This window comes from Leptolyngbya sp. CCY15150, from assembly GCF_016888135.1.
Lineage (GTDB): Bacteria > Cyanobacteriota > Cyanobacteriia > RECH01 > RECH01 > RECH01.
This window is the reverse complement of sequence record NZ_JACSWB010000157.1, coordinates 1-19354: the sequence shown is the minus strand read 5'-3', so window position 1 is coordinate 19354 and position 19354 is coordinate 1. Positions and strand designations below refer to the sequence as shown.

Below are 19354 nucleotides of genomic sequence, written 5' to 3'. Positions count from 1 at the left end.
CATCTCTATCCATTTTTGTTTTCACTTAGCTTTAAGATTTTATCGGCTATGCATATTAAGCTAAGCGATCGCCAACAGCAGGTTCTTTGGGCCACCGTGCGTCACTATGTGGCAACGGCCAAGCCGGTTGGATCTGGGGCGTTAATTGAAGAATTTAATCTCAACGTCAGTTCGGCGACGGTGCGCAATGCCATGGGGCGGTTGGAGAAGGCAGGTTTGCTTTATCAACCCCACACCTCTGCCGGCCGGGTGCCGTCGGATTCCGGCTATCGCATCTATGTCGATCATTTGATTAAGCCATCCGACACGATCGCCCGTCAGGTAGATCAACTCCTGTCCGATCAGCTACAGGCAGAAACCTACAGCGTGGATGTCCTACTGCGCCATGCGGCCCAGATTTTGTCGAACATCAGTGGCTACATTGCCCTGGTTACCCTACCCCAGTCGCGCACGGCCCATCTGCGCCACGTGCAGCTCGTGCAGGTGGATACGCGGCGGATCATGCTGGTGGTGGTGCTCGATTGCTACGAAACCCAGTCGGTGTTGATCACCCTGCCGCAGTTAGACACGCCCACCGATCCAGAAAGCCTTGACCGGGAGTTGCAAATTCTCTCCAATTTCCTGACCCAGCAACTGCGAGAGCGATCGCTGAGTGACTTGTCTACCCTAGACTGGACAGAACTGGGACGGGAGTTTGAACAGTATGCCAGCCTGTTGCAACAATCCCTAAACCAGCTCAGCCGTCGTAGCCAAACTCCCATACCCACCCAGATTTTGGTCAGCGGCGTGGCGGAAGTGCTGCGGCGACAGCCAGAATTTTCTGAGTTGCAACAAGTGCAGACGTTGATGCAGCTTTTAGAAGAGGAGCAAGATCAGCTTTGGCCGCTGATTTTTGAAACGACGGATCCGGGAACGCCGCGCAAACGGGTGGTGGTGCGCATTGGTTCAGAAAATCCCATTAAGCCCATGAATGCCTGTGCCTTGGTTTCTGCGACCTATCAACGGGATAATGTGCCCGTGGGCAGTGTTGGCATGTTGGGGCCCACGCGCATGGTCTACGAAGATGCGATCGCCTTGGTGGAAGCGGCGGCGGATCATTTATCGGATGTCATGAGCCAGGCTACCTAACCGGTGGACGCCATTCCATGAAGCGAAGGTACCGGGTTTCAACTCCGCTCACCCCTCGTCTCATCCGGATGTGAGCATAGAGCACCGTCGAAATGCTCACCCACAGGTACGTCCTCCTACTGACACCTACTACCCCTACAATCAGAGAGTTCCATGGTTGATAGAGAATCCCCAGTGATGGCCGGGTTACTCGGCGTTTGTGTGGCTGATGCCCTCGGCGTCCCCGTGGAGTTCACCAGTCGGGCAGAGCGGCGACAGGATCCAGTGACCGATATGCGCGGCTATGGCACCTGGAACCAGCCACCGGGCACCTGGTCAGACGATAGTTCGCTGATGCTGTGCTTGGCAGAAAGCCTATGCACTGGGTTTGATCCGGAGGATATCGGCGATCGCTTTCGGCGTTGGTATGAAGATGCCTACTGGACGCCCCACGGCAATGTTTTTGATATTGGTGGTACCACTCAGCAAGCGATCGCTCAGCTGCAGCGCGGTGTACCGGCAGTTGAGGCTGGGGGCAAGAGTGAGAGCAACAATGGCAATGGCTCGTTGATGCGCATTTTGCCGATGGCCTTCTGTGCCTCACGGTGGGAATTAGCGCAGGTGATTCAGCAGACCCATGCGGTGTCTTGTATTACCCATGCCCATCCGCGATCGCAAATCGCCTGTGGCCTATACATCAGCATTGCGGTGCGGCTGCTACAGGGCGATGATCTAGCGACGGCCTACCAGACGGGCGTGCAGCAGGTGACGTCGTTCTACCAAGTGCCGCCCTTTGTGGCAGAGTGGCCAGAGTTTGCCCGGATCGCGACGGGTCAGATTGACCAGTTGCCTGAAGATGCCATCACCTCTGGAGGCTATGTCATTCACACCCTGGAAGCATCTCTCTGGTGTCTATTAACCACTCAATCCTATCGGGATGCGGTGCTGAAGGCGGTGAATTTGGGGGGCGATACGGATACGACAGCGGCGGTGACCGGCGGACTGGCAGGGTTGGCCTATGGTCTGGCGGGATTGCCTAGGGAGTGGCTGGGGGCGATCGCTCGCTATGACGATATTGTGGATTTGGCGAAGCGGCTGGAGCAAGCTTGGCCTGTTGGAGGCTAGGGCAGGACTGGATCGGCCGCATAGAGTACGTCTTCTTGCTGGATCGTATAGGTGGGATCGACCCAGGCGATCGCTGCCCTGGTCACCACTCCGTTCTCCAGGGTTACCAACGACATATTGCGTAGCCAGCCCGAGTCTGTGGCAACGATCCGGGGCACGCTGGCGGCATTGAGATAAACGGTGTTGTCCTGCTGCACCAACCGTTCGCGCAACCGTTTTTTGGTATGGCGTAGGCTGTGGTGCATATGCCCAAAGGTGACCAGGGGAACAGATTTACCCCATTGCTTAGCCTGGGCGATCGCTCCGGTAAAATCCGGGTCACCATAGTCGCCGCCCATGGGCAGCCAATCACGACCACAGGGCGATTCAGGGCGATCGCCTAATCCTGCTGGGCCGCAGTGACCTATAAAAATGACCACCTCTTCACTGGTTTGCTGGGTGGCCGCTCCAATTTTTTCGATGGAAGCGGCAAAACTTTCCACGCCGTAGCGATCGCGATAGAAAGACTTGTTGCGCCAGTCTGGGCCACCCCAGCTAAAGGGTCGGCTACCGACAATGCTCAGCCCTAAGTCTGGAAAGTCGAGCTTGCCATAGCCCACGTGGGCCGCGCCTAAAAGATCAAGCTGTTGCTGCACCCGATCTTCAAGCTTGCGATCGTAGGGACATTTGCGCCGCCCCCAAGCTGTGGCCGTATGCCAAGCATCATGGTTCCCCAAAATGACCGCCTTGGGCAAGGCCATCTCCGCCACCGACCGCACCACAGATACAGCTTCGTTGCCAAAGTCGCCGACCAGCAGCACCAGATCAACCCCGAGGTGGCGCAGGGCTTGTTCGTCGTGGATGTCCCATTGATCATGGACATCGCCAATGACCGCGAGGGTGAGCGATCGCCCCTTATTCGGCAAGGGCGATCGGGAGAGGGGAGGCGTTAGAGAGTCAGTCATTCACTTGCTTAGCACAGTGGGCATGGCGGCATTCCCTCACCGCCGCGCGGGCTAGAGAACTGCGCCATTCCTATCCTAACCTTCCCCCTTGGCATCTCAGGCAGTCTTGCCTTAATAGGCAGGTTCGCTGCGCATGGACTTGGCCTTGGATTTCGCCCGAGCGGCGCTCTTTTTCAGGGCATCTAGGCGAGATTGATATTTACGGCGAGCGCGTTTTTTCGGCGTTTGCTCCACCAACACCTTGAGGGCGCTTCCCAGGCTCTTGTAGGCATTGGGCAGGGTATAGCCAAACCGAGTGGCCAGGGCGATCGCTTTTTCATCGGCATCAATGGCTTCCCGCAACACCTTACTGCCGTTGTTGCGTTGATAGAGACGGAATCCTGAGAAGCCGCAGAGCGCTAGGGCTAGGACAAGGAGGAGGCCATCCTGCACCCACAGTTCTCCCACCGCACCCCCAAGACCAATGGCAAGGGCCGCCATTTCCCAGCCATCCCGAGGAATGGTGTCGTTTTGGATGCGGGCAACTTCATGCCAAAACAGTAAATTACGCTGATCAATGGCTAGGGCATCCCACTTTTCTAAGTCGATCTGCACCTCAACCTGATCTTTACCAATTTCTTCGGAGGTGATCAGCGGTGGTGTCACATCAATGGCGGCTTCAACGGTGACCCAACTCCGCAGCTCAGGGGGGAGGAGGCCTTTGAGGCGACGTAACTCGCTTAGATCTGACCGGGCAGTGGAACTGGCAAATGAGGTCATATACCTAACCTTCGACTATGAGATAACCGGGTTCGGTGTGCATCATAACGATCGCACCTTACCCCAACTGTAGCCCTGCATACGAGACGAGGATTCCTGCCAACGTTCAGGAGCATCTGGGGAGCGATCGCCCTCACCCTATGTCTATCCTATCGTATGAACTCGCCACTCAGGAGGGCGACGGCGCTGGAGCGTTTGGCCGCAGGGCTTGCCGGAGATCGTCGGCTTGCCGGAAGGCCTGCTGGGCGGCATCTTCCTGACCGGCAAAGCGCAGGGCAGAGCCGCGGCCTGTCCAGGCTTGAATGCTCTTGGGATCCAGAGCGATCGCGTAGTCATAGGCAGCGATCGCCTCGGCATGACGGTTGAGGGATAGCAACACCATGCCCTGAATGTGCCATCCCTCAAGGGACGTGGGATCGAGGTTGAGCACCTCCTGGGTTGTGGCTAGGGCTGCGTCGAACTGACCCAAGCGCCACAGGACGCGACTGCGTTGGGTCAACAGATCCAGTTTCAGGGAACGGGACGGGTTGTGGCTGAGCGCTTGGTCATAGGCAGCGATCGCTTCTGCTTCCTGCCCGGTCAGGCTAAGAATCTGCCCCTGCTGTAACCAAAGATCGGGGGATTGGGGCTGAACCTCTAGGGCTTGGCTGATGGCCGCTAGGGCCTCTCCCGTCCGCCCCAACTGCCCCAGAGCCACGGCTCGATGGCCCCAGGCTGGCCCATGGCTGGGCTGGTGGCTGATCACCTGATCGGCAGCAGCGATCGCTTCCTCGTAGCGCTGCAGACCGACATAGGCTTGGGCCTGGGCCGTCCAGGCCTCGGTGATGTCCTGATCACCCCATTGCCCATCGCCCTGCAGGGACTGCTCAACGGCCACCAAGGCGGACTGCGGCTGGTCGAGACGATTCAGCACCGTGGCCTGATGCAGCCAGGCCAGGGAAGACTTGGGAGCTAGCTGGGTGGCTTGCTGGAGAGAGATGAGGGCCGCATCGAACCGATCCAAGCGTTCTAGGAGCAAGCCGCGATGCGTCCATAACGACGCCTGACCGGGTTCGAGGGCGATCGCTTGGTCGTAGGCGGCAAGGGCATCGGTGGGACGTTCAAGCTGAGTGAGCACCAACCCGCGATGGTACCAAGCCAAGGCGGGGGAGGTATCGCCCCACTGGCGATCCAGCTCCAGGGCGCGATCGCAGGAGGCTAAGGCCGTTTCGGTTTGCCCCAGCCCCAGCTCCCCTCGACAGCGATAGGTCAAGGCTAGGGAATGGTCGGGGTCTTGGGCCAGGATCTGATTAAAGTCGGCGATCGCTTGGTCGTAATCGCCTGCTTGTAAATAGAGTAAACCTCGATGTTGGTAGGCCAACGCTGGGGAGCGATCGCCCCACTCTTGATTCAGTTCCAAAGCGCGATCGCAGTCCCGCACAGCGCTGATCACATTGCCATGGCGGGCATAGGCACTGCAGCGATCGGTGAGCACCTGAGACGAGTTCGGCTCATGGTGCAGCACATAGGTGAGGGCAGCGATCGCTTCTGGATAACGCCCCAAGGACATCAGCAGTCGCCCGCGACTCAGCCAGGCTTCGGCATTGCGCGGATTGATGGAGATGGCGCGATCGCAGGTGGCCAAGGCCTGACCATAGTCACCCTGATCGATCAAGGCCTGACAGTCCTCTAGCCAGCCGACAAAAGATTGGGAATCCCGATCTGCCAAGGGCTGGGGCGCTTGGGAGAGTTCCACTACCGGCGTAGTGGAGGGCAGGAAAGGCCCATCGGGCACCTCCGGCAGGGGTGGCAAACTGGGCAGGGCAACGGCCTGCAAGGTGGGCGCTTCTCCGCAGGAGTCTTTGCAAGGAGCTAGGCTCGTGGGCGTAGCGGCGACCCGCACGGTGGGCAGGGCCTGCACCGCTGCATCCATACCCGACGTAGCCGCAGCCAAGACCACGGTTTCCGACCCTGGTAGTTCTACACCATCGGCACTATCGGCCCCCAAAGGCTCCACCGCCACCCACTGGTGATCCAACAAGCGACGCTGCTCAAAATGCAGGTGGGGCCCAGTGGAATTACCCGTACTGCCCACCTGCCCCAGCAAGGCACCACCCTCAACGCGCTGCCCTGGCTCCACCACAATCTTAGACAAGTGGGCATAGAGCGTCTGCTGGGAAGAGCCGTGGTCTACCACCACCGTCAGCCCATAGCCTCCCATCCAGCCCGCCGACTGCACCTGTCCGGCTGCCGCAGCTAACACGGGTGTACCCTCCGGTGCGCCAAAGTCTACGCCGTCATGGAAGCGGCGATCGCCCGAGATGGGGTGAATCCGCCAACCAAACGACGAGGTAACCGGCGCGTCGATGGACAAGGGAAATCGCCAGGTTCCTGCCGCCAGACGCCCAAGGGGAGAGGTGGGGGCGATCGCTCCTGATCCATTGGCCTTAGCAGCGGGATAGAGAACTTTGGTAGTGGTGAATTTGGGAAAAGGGCAATCGGCTGCCGAACCGTTATCCCGCCGATTGCGCTGCAGACGTTCCGCCATGCGCTGGGCCAGGCTAGGAATGGGTACCGCCTGAGGCGATCGCCCGCAGGTATTTTGGGTGCGCACCATGGGTTCCGAGTCGGGGACGCGATCGCCCCCATGGGCCACAACCTTAGCCAAACCACTGCCCTGCCGCCACTGATCCACCGGTTGGGTTGCAGGCATGGCCACAGGGCGATCGTAGGATGAAACAACCGGAGCGGGTTCCGAGACCGGCAACGGGGCCGGCGGTTCCTTGGGTTCCTCAACAGTCGGGAGGGGCGATCGCTCCTGCCGATCCTGGATGGGCTCATCCTCCACAGGATCCTCTACCTCAACCGCCGGCTCCTCAGCCTGCTCCTGAACCTCCGCCTCCAGCTTCTCCACGGGGGAAAATTCTTGATACACCTCTCCCTCAGGGGGCACGATCCCCGTTCCCATCGACTCGAACTCTGATGTCTGCCCCGGATAAACGGGAACGGGCTCTGGGGGAGCCTCTGGTACGCTCTGACCGTGGGCCGTTGCCCCTTGTCCTACGCCCCAAGCGATCGCGGTCAACGTGCAAGCCGTAACCTGTGAAGCACGCATATCCTCGTCTATCTCCGATGCAAGCTGCTTCCTTCCTACATTCCATGCAGCTCATGATCAGGATGAGAGAGCAGAAGACCCTCACCCCAAACCCATCTCCCAGAACGGTAGAGGGGCTTTGAAAGCAACCCATTCTCTGCACTCTTGCTCCCCTTCTACCCTTGTGGGAGAAGGGGCTGGGGGATGAGGGGGAAAGGGTGGCGCAGCTTATCAAGGGCGATCGCTCCCGAACAAACGCAACTCCAAGACCCTCACCCCAAACTCCTTTCCCAGGTCGGTAGAGGGGCTTTGAAAACCCTACACCGGACGGGTGAATTTCAGTTTAATGCCGCCGCTATTGCCCAGCTTGCCACCATTGCCGATGATGCTGATCTGACCCTCGGCACTAATATCCACCGACAATTCCACTTCATCGAGGCGCAATCCCGTGGTGGTCTCCGCTTGGCTGAAGAGGTCATTGACGATCGCCAGCATACTTTCCATCTGAGTTTTCACAAGCTGAGCATCAATCGATACCCGCTTGCGGCGCGTGACGGTGGTGGTTTGCTCCACGGTGTCGACTGGATCAAAGCCGCCTCCCGTATCCCGCCGACCCGATCGCTGCCCTTCAATGATCACGGTTTCGTCGATGTCTTCAATCTCGGTCAAAATCCAAAGCTGATCGCCGTCTGCCATGGTCTATCGCCTCGTTTTACCCATCATTATTTCAGATCCCGATCGGGGACAATCAAATCTAACTCGTCAGCAGTAGCGCTCTTCTACATCACCCAAATCGCAAAAAAAATCGATCGCGCACAGCGCGAAACCATGAAGAAGTGTAAAGGGAAAGAGTTAAAAAGTGTAAAGGGCTATGAAAGAGCCCACGCCGAGGAGACGACAACCCGAAACCCGACGTAGTTGTACCTGCCGCCCGGACCGAACCAACCACGATTCGCCGAGCGGCAGTTCCTCGGATTGCCGCTCCACGAACCGCCCCGCAGCACTCTCAAAGCATTATCGCCACCCGCCACCCAAGCACTGCCGTCAGTTGGAGCATCTTGATACGTATCATGCCAGTGATCGAGGCACCACTCCCAAACATTGCCATGCATATCGTACAGGCCAAAGGCGTTAGCCGGGAAGCTGCCGACCTCGGTTGTTTCTTCTCGATAGATTCCCGTCGAACCATTGCTATAGGTATAGTTGCCGTTATAATTCGCTAAATCTGTGGTGATCGTTGGGCCAACATAAAATGGCGTTGTAGTCCCAGCCCGACAGGCATATTCCCACTCGGCTTCACTGGGCAGGCGATACTCTCGCTCCGTATGCTTTGACAGTCTCTGGCAAAATTCCACCGCATCATACCAGCTCACTTTCTCCACCGGGCGATTGTCCCCCTTAAAGCTGGCTGGATCGACATCAAGATCACGTTCGATCCTAGGCAGGGCTGAGACAGTACGCCATTGACTCTGGGTCACGGGATATTTGCCCATCCAAAAGGACGCAATAGTGACTGAATGCTGGGGCTGTTCGTCCTTGTATCCCTCACCATCAGGAGAACCCATAGTAAACGTACCGCTAGGCATCAACATCAGATCTAGCGTCACCCCTTGACCTAACGATTCTTGACGGTACTCAGTGCGACCCTGACGAGTCTGGCGGACTAGCTTAGTTCCCAAGCCAAACAATCCTGGAGCAATTTCGAGCGTTGCTACCTCAAATTCAACCACGGGGGTAGAAGCACGCTCTTGGCTACGCTGTCCGGCTACTGAGGAAGTTGGCTTGGGAGAACTGAATTCACGAACCCGCTTTAGAGCAATTCGCTCTAGTGCAGTAATAGCTTGAAGATCTGCCCTTGATGCTCCCAGCACCCGAATCCAAAGCTGTTTCGCCAAGTCAAGCTGATTATTCAGCTCCGCATCCTGCGCTTCCGATTTCAGCGTCAGCACATCCTGCACCGTCGCCTGCTCTGGCAGCAAGATTAGATAATTCTTCGACAGCGGCTCCACGGCCGTATAGGGCGTCTGCTTTGGCTTGCCATGCCGGGCATTCAGGTTCGGCACCTGATACCGCAGATGCAGGTTCAACCGTTCCACCGTGGCGCAATTGTTCGCCCCTTGAAGCGTCAGTCCCTCTAGCAGCGCATGGGTAAAGGAACCGTGCCCCAGCGCCTCAAGTTCATAGGACGCTTCCCGAGGGCTACAGCTATAGATCGTCACCATCCCCTGCTGCTCCTCCGTTCCCAGACCCGTCCCCTGACGGCGACCCTGGCTGCGGCAGGCATCCAACAGCAAAATTGTATTATCCGCTCCGCAGTTGCGCAGACAGGCGGTCACATCACTCACCCGCAGAGCCGTTTCGGCAATATTGCCCGGATCCACATCAATGGGCATCAGGTAGTCGTGGCCCTCATGCAGTTCGCCATGGCCGGCAAAGAAAAACCAAAAATTGTCCCCCGTCTCCAAAAACGGTTGCTGAAACCGTTCCCGAAAAAAGCGCTTCAGGTTGCCAAACGTGGGCAGCGATCGCATCTCTCCCCGAGGCGTCTGGATGGGCGGCGAATCATCGGCAAAGTAAAAGACCTGCTCGAACTTGACCGTGGTGAGAAAAAAATCTCGCACAGCGATCGCATCCTGCACCGCATACTGAAGCGGCTGGAGGTTGTAGTAATCGTTAATACCAATGCAGATGGCCCAGTTTCTGGTCATGGAGCAGCGATCGTCAGGGGTGCCGCCTTAGTTTAAACCAGGTTACGGGTGGTGTTCCGTATTCTTTATGAAGCAGAAATCCTTATGGATCGGTAGGATGCTATAGCCTGCGACATGGCTTCGCTAAAGCGCCAGCGTAACGCGTTAAACCTCTAGCGATCGCTCCATGCGGGATGTTTCATCAACGCTGCCATCACCCGCACACCGCGCAACTGGTTCGTGAGCGGCAAGTGGCCGCGGGGGGCAGATAGATCCCAGGTGAATTCATTGGGATAGCGCGTCCAGAGTTTCTCCGTACGCCAGCCAATTTTTGACCAGAGAACATCCCAGTTTTTGCCGCTGCCCAGCCATAGCTCTCGCTGCACCGAGAAGCCAAATTTACCTTGGGAATGGGCCAGCCACAGGCGATCGATGGTGCAAAGATCGCTGATCGGGAAACCATCCACTTCGGTGAAATAGAGCCATTTACGGGCGATCGCTGTTTCGCCTGATAGTTCACACATTTTTTGCAGCGTCACCCGATCGGCTTCTTCAAAGTCTTGCTGGGCCAGAAGCTGTTGCAGAGGACGGTAGTCGATGGAGCGATCGCTCTCTAGGGCCACGACGCCGTCGGGCAAGTGCTGCTGAAGGAAAGCTTGGGTGGTGTCGCGGCGATCGGCCACCAGGTATTGATACATGGTGCCTCGGATGATCACTTCAGAGGGGCGATCGCTGGGAGGGCGATCGCGCAAAAAGTCCATAAACAGCGACAACCCTGGCTCACCGGCGGCGGCAATATCGCTGAGCTGTTGCAGTTGCTTGGGTAGGCTGGAAGACTCTAGCTGAGCCTGGAGTTCGTCTATGGAGGTGGGAAGATGATCTTGCACAGCAGTCATAAAAAACAGAGTTAGGGCACGGGATATATGGGAACAGTGGGGCTATGAACCGGCATGACTGTTGCCTAGGGTTCATAGGAGTGTCCAACCAAGACCGAACCTATACTCAACGTCGGTAGGGCAAGGCAGTAGCCCTTGGTGTGAAACTCAGGTAGGATTTTCATCCTCAACTCTCTACTTTAACGGCTCACCTAAGGTTTCGGATACCCATTTCCAGACAGAATGCGATCGCAACCACAAAAGAAGGGGGCGAGACGAACGCAGTTCATCCTCACCCCCTTCCATGGTTGGGAAAATTTTAAGTAAGTCCCCCACAACGCCGTCTTACCTCAGTTTTTGACCTGGAAAATCCAGGTGGGAACGTAAGCCCGATTTTAAGTTTCCGGGTCATGCCCGGTTTACTGCCATCGAACGTGATTAAGCTCCCTTATTCAAAAGGCATAGATCATAAAACACTATTGGCAGTCACCAACGCCGTAGTAGAACTTGTCTCCCATTCTAGAGGGTCTACCCAGGCGATCGCAACCGGGGCCACCCATTTTGCTCATACTGCGTGAGTGAATAGTGACTATCGAGCGGCTGTTGCCTAACGTGACATGGATCGGAAGCCGCCTCTAGACTCTGATGCCGTTCCTCGCCGGAGTAGCGATCGCTAGCGCTCTGTCTGGACTAGTCTTGGCAATGCTTTCTAGGGCCATCGGTTATGCTGAGATAAATTTTTGTCCCTTGGATGACTCATCCCTGCCAATCCAAGATCTCACACCCTAGCGATCGCTCGCATTGATTCAGCTACCCTCTTACCCTATGCCCTCTCTAGCCCCCTGGGTCGCAAATCAACGATTTTGGCTGCGGTGGACGCTAGTCACGATCGCCAGCGTTTTGTGGATGCTGGTGGTCAACATGGGGTTGATGATCACCATCCAAGGGCCCAGCATCGCTGGGTTATTGCTGAGCAGTTGGATGGTGGGACTGGGGCAAGGGTGGGTGCTGCGTCCCCATATGCGTCATGGCAATCGGTGGCTATGGGCAACCACGCTAGGGTTAGTCATCAGTTTCTACACCGGGATGATTTTAGGCTGGATGCTGATTGCTTCTTTGACCCAGGCTCAAGCAGCGATCGCTGTCCAATGGTTCAGTGGATTGATGAGTGGTTTATGGGTGGGAGGCGTCATGGGCCTGGCCCAGTGGTGGGTGCTGCGTCGCCACTGCCGCCATAGCTGGATATGGGTGCCAGGATCAGCCTTGGCTTGGGGCTTGGGGCTGACGGTGGGCTTCCTGCCCTGGCCCATCGAGCGGCTGTTGCCTAACGTGACACCGATCGGGAGCCGCCTCTTGACCCTGATGCCTCTCCTCGCCGGAGTAGCGATCGCTAGCAGCCTGTCTGGACTGGTCTTAGCAACGCTTTTAGGATTACCCAAACGCCATGGGGAGATGACATCCTAGGGCGGGCTATGTTCACCGCCTTAACGAGGACAACGTACTTTGAGCAGATGTCTTCTCTTTCATGACACTTTCCTCTCCCTTCGCTGAAGGGAGAGGTCTCTTTCCACACCGCTGGTTGTTCCCCTGAACAATGCAGGCTAGGACTCTCTGGGTACTTACCGTCACTTAAATCATTCTCTACTGCGCAACGCCTAAAGTTTTGCTACTACAGTGAAGTTTTATAAGCTTTACAGGGAACTAATAACATACAGTTAACCATGGGCTCATCCCACTGGTGTCACCATCGCCCTCCATATTCCTCCATAGATTGAGAGAGGAATATGGAGGGCAGATTCTCTTATTCCACAACGGGAGAAGTGGGGTAGGGGAGTAGCTTGGTTCCCCTTGGGTGAGCCTTACATAGCCGGGATACACCCGTTAACGATGAACCATCTAAGGGGAGCATCATGAATGACGCAGTCGGGTTCCAAAAGCCTTGTACGACAAGCCCAGGATGCTCTACGTGTGTTCGTACCTTCGAGACCTGTCTCTCCTGGGATCACCTGGTTAACGCGGTTGCCCTGCGCATCCGTCAGACCCTAGAGCTGAGGGCAATCCTGCAGACGACGGTGGATGAAGTGCATCAGCTGCTGGGGTGCGATCGCGTCTTACTCTACCGGTTCGAACCCGATTGGAGCGGTCGTGTGGTGGTCGAGTCTGTCTCTGAGCCCCAGTGGTCGGTGGTTGATCGGGTAGTTCACGATCCCTGCTTTGAATCCAGCTGGCTAGAACCCTACCAGGAGAAACGCTATTTCGCTGTCGAAGATATTGCTAAAGCCAACCTCACCCCCTGCCATGCCGAGTTTTTAGCCAGCTTTCAGGTGCAGGCCAATCTGGTGATTCCCATCCTAAAGGAGAATACTCTCTGGGGCCTGCTAATTGCCCACCACTGTCAGGCTCCCCGCCCCTGGCAGGATGTGGAGATCGAAGGGCTACAACTGCTGGCGATGCAGGTGGGCATTGCCATTCACCAGGCAGCATTGATTGACCAACTGAAAATTGCAAACACCACCCTAGAAGCCGACGTCGCGGCTCGCACCCGCGAACTGGCCCAGGTCAACCAGGCTCTGGAAGCAGCCAATCAAAAGTTGGAAGACGCCAACCGTACCCTGCGAGCGGTGAATCAAAAGCTGATTGCCAAGATTCAAGAGCGTAATCAGGTGGCGGCTGAGGTGATTCAGCGTGAAGCCTTTTTACAACAGGTGCTCAACAGTCTGTTTGCCTTTGTGGGGGTGATGACCCCCGACGGTATTTTAGTGGAATCCAACCAGGCTCTCCTAGACATGGCTGGTCTCACCCGCGACGATGTGATTGGTAAACCCTTTGCCGACGCCTACTGGTGGGCCTACTCTTCCGAAGCCCAGGCCACCATTCGATCGGCTATTGAAGCTGCGAACCAGGGAACCATGACGCACTTTGATATTCCGGTGCAGATGCAGGGCGGTCAGCTCATCACCATCGACTTCGCCCTGAAGCCGCTACGACACCCCAGGACAGGAGAAATTACCCACCTGATTCCCTCTGGGGTGGATATTAGCGATCGCCTCCAGGCCGAGGGCGATCGCACCCGCCTGCTCAACATGCTCGAAGCCAGCCTGAACGAAATTTACCTGTTCAATGCCGACACGTTGAAATTTGAGTACGTCAACCAGGGGGGGCTGCGCAACCTGGGCTACAGCCTAGAGCAACTGCAGCAGATGACCGCCGTTGATATCAAACCAGACCTGACGTTGCCAGAGTTTGAAACCCTGATCACCCCCCTGCGCCGCCAGGAAGTCGCCAAAATGAACTTCGAAAGCGTCCATCAACGGTCAGACGGCAGCCGTTACCCGGTGGATGTGCACCTGCAGTTAACCCATCACGGGGCTGAGTCACGCTTTTTAGCCGTGATTCTGGACATAACCGAGCGCCAGCAGGCCACCGCCGACCGCTTACGAGACCAGGCTCGGCTGCAACAGCTTGGGGCGATCGTGGCGTCGTCGCAAGATGCCATTATCAGCAAAACGTCCGATGGCATCGTCACCAGTTGGAACCACGCCGCCGAAGCCATCTTTGGCTACACCGCCGCAGAGATAATCGGCCAGCCAATTACCGCCATCATTCCCCCTGATCATCGGGATGAGGCCGCCCAAATTCTGGCGCGGATTCGCCAGGGTCAGCGAGTCAAAACCTACGAAACCCAGCGGCGACACCAAGATGGGCACCTCGTGGATGTCTCCCTCACCGTCTCGCCGATTTATGGCGAAAACGGTGCAGTCGTCGGGGCCTCAAAAATTGCCCGCGACATTACCGCCCAAAAGCGCGATGAACGCCTGCGCCAGCAAGCTGAAAGCGCCCTGAGAGCTAGCCAGGATCGTTTTCAGCGCTTTATGGACAATGCCCCCCTGCTGAGCTGGATCGTCAGCCGCGAGGGGCGGGTTGAATACGGCAACGAGGCCTGGTTTACCTTTGTGGGGCAGAGCAAAACAGCGGCCCTGGGTCAGGTCATTGCCGATCTATTCCCGCCCGAGTTTGCCCAGACCTATCGGCAGGCCAACCAACAGGTATTAGACACTGGGCAGGTGGTTGAAACCATCGAACCGGGCACAGCCCCCGATGGCACCCTCCATACTTTTCTGGTGCGGAAGTTCCCGGTGTATACCGAGGGGCAAGTCACCGCAGTTGGCGGGATCGCCATCGACATTACTGACCAGCAACAGGCCGAAACCCTGATTCGTGACCAGGCCGAAACCCTGCGAATTTTTTACGACACCTCGCCGCTGCTGATGGGGCTGGTGGAAATTTCCGATCATGACATTCTCCATCTGTCCGACAATCCGGCAGCGCTTTCCTTTTTTGGACTGACCGCCGCCGCCTTGGCCAACCATTGGGCCAGCGAGGTAGGGTTACCGGCTGAGGTGATCCAACTTTGGCTGACACACTATCGCCAGAGCCAACAGCAGCAGCGCCCGGTACAGTTCGATTACACCCACATCACGCCGGCCGATCAACACAATCTGCTGGTGACGGTGTCCTTTGTGGGTCAGGGCAACGATGACCGCCCCCGTTGCTCCTACATCGTGCAAGACCTGACGGAGAAAAAGCAGCTGGAGCGCGAAAAAGCCAAAGCCATAACACGCCTCCATGATAGTGAGCAACGCTACGCCAGCTTAGTAGCAGCGGTGCCCGTAGGCATTTTCCGTACTGATGCCAATGGCCACTGCATCTACACCAATCAACGGTGGGAACAGCTTGCCGGGTTAACCCAGCAAGAGGCCCTGGGGGAAGGATGGGCACAGGCGCTTTACCCCGATGATCGGGAAGCCGTGTTTAGTACCTGGACCCAAGCAGCCCAGCAGGGAAGACCGTTTGAACTGGAATACCGTTTCCAGTCTACGGATGGCACGGTGTCATGGGTGTATGGACAGGCCGTGGCCGAGTACAACGCCGCTGGCGATCTATTAGGCTATGTTGGCACCATCACCGATATTACCGAACACAAACAGATTGAAACCGAGCGGCAGCAGGCCCAACAGACCGAGCAAGAATTGAGCCTGCTGGAGCAAATTTTAAACATCGTGCTGGCGGGTTACTGGGACTGGCATATCGCTGATGATGAGGAATATTTGAGTCCTGGCTTTAAGCAAATGCTGGGTTACGCAGACCACGAGCTGATTAATTCTCCCCAGACCTGGCAAGACCTGATCTTTCCAGAAGATCTGCCGGTGGTACTGGAACAGTTCAACCGCCACGTCCAGAGCCACGGCACAGAGCCTTACTACAACGAGGTGCGCTATCGCCATAAAGAGGGTTCTACCGTTTGGATTCTTTGCTCAGGGCAGGTGATCGACTGGGATGACGCGGGCAACCCTCTACGGATGATTGGCTGCCATATTGATATCACCCAGCGTCAACAGGCCGAAGAATCCCTACGGCAGAGCGAAGCAACCAATCGCGCCTTAATTCAGGCCATTCCCGACTTTTTAGTCCGGATGCGGCAGGATGGCGTGCAGATCGATGTCATCAATACTGGCAATGTGCACTGCTTAGGTCTTGAAGACGAAGACCCCATTAAGGGGCACAGCGTTCTCGACATTATGCCTACTGACATCGGCCAGGAACGTATTCATCTGGCACAAATCGCCATCTCTACCGGACAGCCGCAAAAACAAGAATATTCCTTTACCCAAAACCACCAAACCTACTACGAAGAAGCCCGCATCTCGCCGCTTTCAGACAGTGAAGTGCTGGTGATGGTGCGGGACATTACTAGCCGCAAACAAGCTGAAATCCAACTGCAAAATCTATCCACCCGGCTCACACTGGCCGTACAGTCGGCCCAAATCGGCATCTGGGAGTGGGATGTTGTCACCGACACCCTGCTCTGGGATGACCGTATGCTCCAGATTTACGGCCTCGCTCCAGAGGACTTTTCTGGCCACCAACAGGACTTCAAAAACCGCCTCCATCCCGACGATGCCGCCACGGTGCAGGCCCAGAGCGAACAATGTCTAGCTGACCCGAAGAACCACAGTTGCGACATTCAGTACCGCATTGTGTGGTCTGACGGTTCAGTCCATTGGGTGCAGTCTGGTGCCAAAATTCAGCGGAACGAGCACGGAGAGGCCCAGCGGCTAATTGGTGTCAACTTCGATATCACCTCCATCAAACAATCTGCCCAGGATCTAAAACAGGCCAAAGACCAGCTAGAACTGGTGCTGCAAGCCTCCTCCGAAGGCTTCTGGGATTGGGATATCACCACCAACGACGTCTACTTCTCCCCCCGGTGGAAAGAGATGCTCGGCTATGGCGACCATGAACTTGACAATACCTTTGAGATGTGGGATTCGGTCATTTTTGAAGCAGACCGCATCGCGGCCCTACAACTGGTCGAAGACTACAACAGCGGCCAAGTAGACCAATTTAAAACGGTGCAGCGGTTCCGCCACAAAGAGGGCTCGACGGTTTTCGTTCTGTCCCGCGCCATCCACCTGAAGGATGCCGATGGCCAGGTGGTACGCATGGTGGGCAGCCATCTCGATATATCCGACAACAAACGCCAGGAACTAGCCCTGCAGGAGAGCGAGGCCCGCTACCGCAATATCATCGAAACTACCCTGGAGGGGGTCTGGATACTGGATGCTGACAGTAAGACCACCTTTGTCAACCAGCGCATGGCGGAGATGTTAGGCTATGACATCGAAACGATGCAGCACCAGTCGTTCTTAGATTTCATGACCCCTGACGATCAAGTCACGGCCCAAGACTATTTCGCGCGCCGCCAGGAGGGAATCCAGGAACAACATTCCTTCAAATTTCTCCGTCAAGACGGTTCTGATCTGTGGACCCTGATTTCGGGAACGCCTATCTTTGATCAAGAAGGTGTATGGCAAGGGGTGATTGGGCTATTAACAGATATTACGCCCCTGATTAACACCCAAGAGGCCCTAAAACAGTCGGAACTTCAGCTCAGCGGCATCTTGAATAGCTCCCTCGATGGCGTTATGGCCTTCCGTTCCCTTCGCGATGACCAGGGCCAGATTGTTGACTTTGCGTGGACGTTGAGTAACCCCACCGCCTGCCAGTCTGTCAACAAACCCCTGCATGAGTTAATCGGTCAACGAATGCTGGACGTTTTACCCGGCAACCGCACCGATGGGCTATTTGACCTTTATATTCAGGTAGTTGAAACGGGAACCCCCGTCCGGCGGCAGTTTCACTATCAGCACGATGGCCTTGATACCTGGTTTGAAAATATTGCCGTTCCGCTGGGCGATGGATTTGCCGTCACCTTCCGCGACATCTCGGCGGTTAAAGCCTCTGAGCAAGCCCTACAGCAGGTCAACAGTGCCATGGAAGTCCACCTCAGGGAGCTGCGTCAGCGCAATGATGAAATGCTGATGCTGAGCGAAACCAGCGACTTTTTGCAGGCCTGCCGCACCCTCGAAGAAGCCTGTGCGGTGATCTCAACCCTGGTACAGCCTATGTTTCCCAATTGCTCCGGCAGTTTCCATATCACCTGCGCATCTCGCAATCGCGTCGAAGCCGTAGTCCGCTGGGGAGATAGCCTCCACTCCCTTGCCGATTTTCAGCCCCACGATTGCTGGGCTCTACGACGGGGCCGGTGGCACAGCATCACTCCCGACCGGCAAGGTTTGTACTGCAACCACATTAAGGACGCACCGCCCGACCTCGTTACCCTGTGCATCCCCATGATCGCCCAGGGAGAAACCCTGGGGATGTTTTACCTCAGCACTAAGCGTCCCGAAGGGTTGCCCCTACCCAAACAGCAACTAGCCCGCACGGTAGCAGAGCAGGTGGGTCTGGCGATCGCTAACCTGAACTTGCGCGAAACTCTACAAAATCAGAGTATTCGTGATGCCCTAACGGGGCTTTTCAACCGCCGTTACCTAGAAGAATCCCTACAGGCTGAGATCGCCCGCGCCCAGCGACATCAATACCCGACCGCTGTGGTCATGATCGATGTTGACCATTTCAAGGTCTTTAATGATACCCATGGGCACGATGCCGGAGATTTCGTTTTGAAGGCAATTGCCCAGGTGATCGGAGACCACATCCGTGGGTCTGACATTGCTTGCCGCTATGGCGGTGAGGAACTCACCTTGGTCCTCCCTGAAACCTCCCTCATAGATGCCCTGGCTAAAGCCGAGAAAATTCGTGACGCCATCCATCACCTCAGCCTGTCCTATGGAGGGCGAACGTTGGAAAATCTTACGGTCTCCTTAGGAGTAGCCGTTTTCCCCGATCACGGCACAACTGGGGGAGCGGTGATTCAATCAGCTGATGCGGCCCTATACCGGGCTAAGGCAGCAGGACGAAATCAAGTGATCACGGCTGAGGGTAAGTATGAGATGCACTGATGCAAAGACCTGCCGCCCCTCAGGATGGTCATGCCCTTGGTGCCCGATGCCTCCACGACCCAGATGATGGCGGTCTTTCATCGCTGCCTGCTGCTAGAGGCAACCCAAGACCAAGCCCTGCATCAGGCCATGCTAGCCACCATGCAACCCCACTCCGACCCCGTAAACTTGGTGGCGTTTACCTTCACGGGCTTTTGGGAATAGGAACGTCACTATTTATCGATTTTTCGTTAATGCGTTCATTGCCAGCCCGGCAAAGGGGGGAGAACTCTCTTACTCTGGCTGTTCTGGCAACTGCGGGGAGCGTGGTTAGACGAACGCCCCCGGGAGCATCCCACTTTCGACAAAATAGTCAACAGGCAAGCTGCCCATTGAGGTAGGCACAACGCAAACTCAACATCGCATTGACAGAGGCCGTATT

General features: G+C 56.4%; 11 protein-coding genes and 1 other RNA gene. 5 read left to right on the top strand and 7 right to left on the bottom strand.

The features are described from left to right. Positions 1–48: 48 nt before the first annotated feature. A complete protein-coding gene (hrcA, locus tag JUJ53_RS07700; RefSeq protein ID WP_204151417.1) occupies positions 49–1128 on the top strand; it encodes a heat-inducible transcriptional repressor HrcA in 1080 nt (359 codons plus the stop codon). 153 nt (positions 1129–1281) lie between these two features. Next, positions 1282–2232 carry an ADP-ribosylglycohydrolase family protein gene (locus JUJ53_RS07695; RefSeq protein ID WP_204151416.1) on the top strand — a complete coding sequence of 317 codons (951 nt, stop codon included), beginning with the start codon at positions 1282–1284 and terminating at the stop codon, positions 2230–2232. Here JUJ53_RS07695 and JUJ53_RS07690 read toward each other — a convergent pair. The 7 genes from JUJ53_RS07690 to ssrS form a co-directional block, all read right to left on the bottom strand. Next, on the bottom strand, positions 2229–3176 hold the full coding sequence (locus JUJ53_RS07690) for a TIGR04168 family protein (protein ID WP_204151415.1): 948 nt from the start codon (positions 3174–3176) through the stop codon (positions 2229–2231). The two genes, JUJ53_RS07695 and JUJ53_RS07690, sit on opposite strands and share 4 nt — an antisense overlap. Positions 3177–3287: 111 nt before the next feature. Next, complete coding sequence (locus JUJ53_RS07685) at positions 3288–3935, bottom strand: DUF3318 domain-containing protein (protein ID WP_204151414.1); 648 nt, start codon at positions 3933–3935, stop codon at positions 3288–3290. A gap of 169 nt (positions 3936–4104) precedes the next feature. Then, positions 4105–7029, bottom strand: a complete 2925-nt coding sequence (locus tag JUJ53_RS07680; RefSeq protein WP_204151413.1) for a tetratricopeptide repeat protein — start codon at positions 7027–7029, stop codon at positions 4105–4107. Positions 7030–7326: 297 nt separating this feature from the next. Then, complete coding sequence (locus JUJ53_RS07675) at positions 7327–7704, bottom strand: hypothetical protein (protein WP_204151412.1); 378 nt, start codon at positions 7702–7704, stop codon at positions 7327–7329. 173 nt (positions 7705–7877) lie between these two features. Beyond that, complete coding sequence (locus JUJ53_RS25455) at positions 7878–9716, bottom strand: SUMF1/EgtB/PvdO family nonheme iron enzyme (RefSeq protein WP_204151411.1); 1839 nt, start codon at positions 9714–9716, stop codon at positions 7878–7880. A 152-nt stretch (positions 9717–9868) separates the two neighbouring features. After that, positions 9869–10591, bottom strand: a complete 723-nt coding sequence (locus tag JUJ53_RS07665; RefSeq protein ID WP_204151410.1) for a GUN4 domain-containing protein — start codon at positions 10589–10591, stop codon at positions 9869–9871. A gap of 304 nt (positions 10592–10895) precedes the next feature. After that, positions 10896–11077, bottom strand: a non-coding RNA gene (gene ssrS, locus JUJ53_RS07660) — 6S RNA. 318 nt (positions 11078–11395) lie between these two features. Here ssrS and JUJ53_RS07655 point away from each other — a divergent pair. The 3 genes from JUJ53_RS07655 (at position 11396) to JUJ53_RS07645 (ending at position 19137) form a co-directional block, all read left to right on the top strand. Continuing rightward, positions 11396–12034, top strand: a complete 639-nt coding sequence (locus JUJ53_RS07655; RefSeq protein ID WP_204151409.1) for a hypothetical protein — start codon at positions 11396–11398, stop codon at positions 12032–12034. A 446-nt stretch (positions 12035–12480) separates the two neighbouring features. Continuing rightward, positions 12481–18933 (top strand): PAS domain S-box protein, encoded by a 6453-nt coding sequence (locus tag JUJ53_RS07650; protein ID WP_204151408.1) that lies wholly within the window; start codon positions 12481–12483, stop codon positions 18931–18933. A gap of 30 nt (positions 18934–18963) precedes the next feature. Then, positions 18964–19137, top strand: a complete 174-nt coding sequence (locus JUJ53_RS07645) for a hypothetical protein (protein WP_204151407.1) — start codon at positions 18964–18966, stop codon at positions 19135–19137. Positions 19138–19354 lie beyond the last annotated feature (217 nt).